We start from the raw sequence: 1,539 nt of genomic DNA on the forward strand, positions 1-1,539 counted from the left end.
TTGTAAGTCCAAAGTTGTAATGTCACTTTTTATCAAAGTTAAAATGTCACTATAACTGAGTCTTGAACTATCGTTTTAATATCTGACTTAGTTTTGGAGGCTTAGGAATGTTGATAGCTATGAGTGATAATGAAATCGATCGTCTTAAAGTAATTCAAGATGTATGTGAACGCCGACTCCGCCGTATTGATGCGGCTGAACTTTTAAATCTTAGTGTTAGACAAGTTCAACGTCTGATGAATCGGCTACGCCAATATGGCGCAGCCGGTTTGTCTCATAAGTCACGAGGTAAACCCAGCAATAATAAACTCCCATCGGATTATCGAAGTTATATTTTAGATACTATTACTCAGTATTATCCTGATTTTGGTCCTTCGTTGGCTCATGAAAAATTATCTGAAATCCATAACCTCCGAGTATCTGTTGAAACTTTACGGCAATGGATGATAGCTGATGGCCTCTGGATCCCTCATTCTCAACGTAAGCCCCGAGTTTACCAACCACGTTATCGTCGAGATTGCCTTGGTGAACTAATTCAAATTGATGGCTCTCACCATGACTGGTTTGAAGGACGCAGTGATAAGTGTTGTCTTCTGGTGTTTATTGACGATGCCACTGGTCGCCTAATGAACCTTCGTTTCAGTGAAACTGAGTCTGCATTTGACTATATGCTTGCGACTCGTGAATACCTGAATGAACACGGAAAACCAGTTGCGTTCTACAGCGATAAACACTCGATATTTCGTGTAAATCAAGAAAAACATAAACGTGTTGGTGAAACGCAATATGGCCGTATTCTTAGAGAGCTTGGCATTGAGTTAATATGTGCTAATAGCTCTCAAGCTAAAGGCCGTGTTGAGCGAGCTAATTTGACGCTTCAAGATCGTTTAGTTAAGGAAATGAGACTACAAGGTATTAATACCATTGAGGAAGCTAATACATGGTTGCCCTACTTTATTGACGACTTTAACCGCCGTTTTAGTAAGCCTGCAAACTACCCAAAAGACATGCACCGTAAGGTTCGCGAATCTTCTGAAGAACTTGATGATATCTTTAGTTGGCAAGAAACAAGAAAGCTCTCAAATGCACTGACATTCCAGTATGACAAGGTTGTTTACCTAATTGAAAACACTGAAGAAAACGCTCGATTGGTTCATGAAACAGTGAAAGTACTCGACTATCCAGATGGACATATTGCCATTTGTTATGGCTACAAAAAGCTTAACTTCAAAATCTTCGATAAGTTAGAAAATGTAAATCAAGCTCAAATAGTCGATAACAAACGTTTAGGCAATGTACTGAAGTTTGCTAAGCAAAAACAAGATGACTTTGATGAACAACAAAAACGCAGTAGAAGTAAAAAATCACCAAGACGAAAAGCCCAACAACGAGCTTTAAAAGAACAACTCAGGGCTATTAATCCAGTTCTAACCAATCCTGAGTTATTCAAATCCTCCAATACCAAAGAATAGTCAATCTTTAAAAAGTGACATTTCTAATTAGAAAAATAGAGAGACATTTTTAAATTGGATTGACAAA

Annotated in this window: 1 protein-coding gene; it reads left to right on the top strand. The window is 38.1% G+C overall.

All coding sequences use genetic code 11. From position 1 onward, the window contains the following. Positions 1 to 119: 119 nt before the first annotated feature. The gene (locus VEZ01S_RS16245; RefSeq protein WP_119005724.1) at positions 120 to 1,472 is read left to right on the top strand and encodes an ISNCY family transposase; all 1,353 of its coding nucleotides are present in this window, start codon (positions 120 to 122) and stop codon (positions 1,470 to 1,472) included. Positions 1,473 to 1,539 lie beyond the last annotated feature (67 nt).

The organism is Vibrio ezurae NBRC 102218 (assembly GCF_000467185.1).
Taxonomy (GTDB): Bacteria; Pseudomonadota; Gammaproteobacteria; order Enterobacterales; family Vibrionaceae; genus Vibrio; species Vibrio ezurae.

Excerpts from the sequence above, each read along its gene's own strand:
- VEZ01S_RS16245 (WP_119005724.1), top strand. The coding sequence starts at position 120 with ATGAGTGATAATGAAATCGATCGTCTTAAAGTAATTCAAGATGTATGT.